Here is a 1,833-nt window from a genome sequence, read left to right as displayed (position 1 = left end):
CCGCAGTCGCTGGCGCCGGAGAGGGGTTCGGGGCAGCAAGACGTCGATGCCGCAACGGAGACTCACGTGGTCTCAACTAAGGTTCGAAAGCGTGGTCGCCCCGCCGACCGGGACATGCATCCCGATGACGAGTCCCGCATCAACCAGTTCGCGGAAGCAGTTCGAAACTACGAAATTCTACCCGACGGTAGCATCGGCCGAGGGGACGGAAGGGTTCCCGAGGCTACCGTCGAGAACAATTTAGGGATTCTTAGGAGGTTCGCTCGTTGGCTCCGAGCAGAAAACAGAGATTCGATGGCTTCTCGGTTTTTAAACGATCCAGATTCACTAGCCGTTGATATCGCGGATTATTGGGCAAGCGGTGAGGACGATCAGAACCGCCTTAACTCAGCGCTGTCTCATTTCAGGAGGCTCGCGCCTGAGGGGCAAGAACTCCAAGCCGTTGGACCTGGGCCGCGCCTGATGGGTCGCCGAATTCATGATCCCTATCCCGATGACGCCCGCGTCATTGATGCCTTGGCCAAGGAAGAGCGGAGTAAGCTCGGACCGGTCTCGATTTCTCAGAAAAATGCCAGTAGTCAACGAAAGTTTAGCGATTGGCTCAAAAGGGAGGGTAGGGGGAGCATAGTCAGCCGACTCACGGGTACTGATCAGCAGCAACAGTCGTTGCAGGAGGATTTTAGGAAATTTACCGAGGCCGAGGGAAAAGTGGTCGTGAGTTTAGATCGGCTGCGGCAGTATCTAGGCGCCGAGTCCCAGTTGAAACAGCATAATCCTTATCCCGACGACGCCCTCATGATTGATGGCTTGGCCAACGAAGAGCTGAGCAAGCTCGGACCGGACTCGACTTCCAAGAGGAAAGTTGTCCAGAATATGGCGATAAATCAACGGAGGTTTAGTAATTGGCTCCAAAAGAATGGTCGGGGGAGCATAAGCAGTCGCCTGACTGGCAGTGATGAGCAGCAACGGTCGTTAAAGGACGATTTTAGGGAATTTACTACTAACGTTGAAGTAAAAATAAGCGTGGGTTTCAATCGGCTGCGGCAGTATCTAGGCGCCGAGTCGCAGTTGAAACAGCATCATCCTTATCCCGACGACACCCGCATGATTGATAGCTTCACCAAGGAAGAGCTGAGCAAGCTCGGACCGGAGTCGACTTCCAAGAGGAAAGGCGTCTTGAATCTGGCCAGCAATCAACGGAGGTTTGGTAATTGGCTCCGAAAGAATGGTCGGGGGAGCATAAGCAGTCGCCTGACTGGCAGTGATGAGCAGCAACGGTCGTTGAAGGACGATTTTAGGGAATTTACTATTAACGTTGAAGTAAAAATAAACGTGAGTCTCGATCGGCTGCGGCAGTATCTAGGCGCTGAGTCGCAGTTGAAACAGCATCATCCTTATCCCGACGACGCCCTCATGATTGATGCCTTGGCCAACGAAGAGCTGAGCAAGCTCGGATCGGACTCGACTTCGCAGAGGAGAGTCGTCTGGAGACTGGCCAGCAATCAACGAAAGTTTAGTAATTGGCTGCAAACCAAGGGTAGGGAGAGCATAGCGAGCCGGCTCAACGGCAGTGATCAGCAGCAATGGTCGTTGAAAAAAGATTACCAAGACTTCACCGAAGACATGGGAAAACACACTATCTCTTTCAAGCGGCTTCGGCAGTACCAGCAAGTCGTTGAGGCGAACGCAGCGTCGGGGTTGTCCCCTGAGCAGGCAAGTGGCCGGGAACCGGCCGGTCTGGACGGCCGTTCGGATCCACGTGCCGAGTTCAGATCAACTTCGCCGCTGCAGCAGGTTGATCCATCGATCGAAGGCCGCAGCGGATTGTCGCTC

At 54.2% G+C, this 1,833-nt stretch carries 1 pseudogene; it reads left to right on the top strand.

From position 1 onward, the window contains the following. Positions 1-294: 294 nt before the first annotated feature. Positions 295-1,833, top strand: a pseudogene (locus PYR71_RS30570) (Ulp1 family isopeptidase); the annotation flags it as partial.

It is taken from the genome of Rhizobium mulingense (assembly GCF_029194105.1).
Lineage (GTDB): Bacteria > Pseudomonadota > Alphaproteobacteria > Rhizobiales > Rhizobiaceae > Rhizobium > Rhizobium mulingense.
The sequence above is the reverse complement of the archived record's forward strand: the minus strand, read 5'-3'. Positions and strand labels throughout refer to the sequence as shown.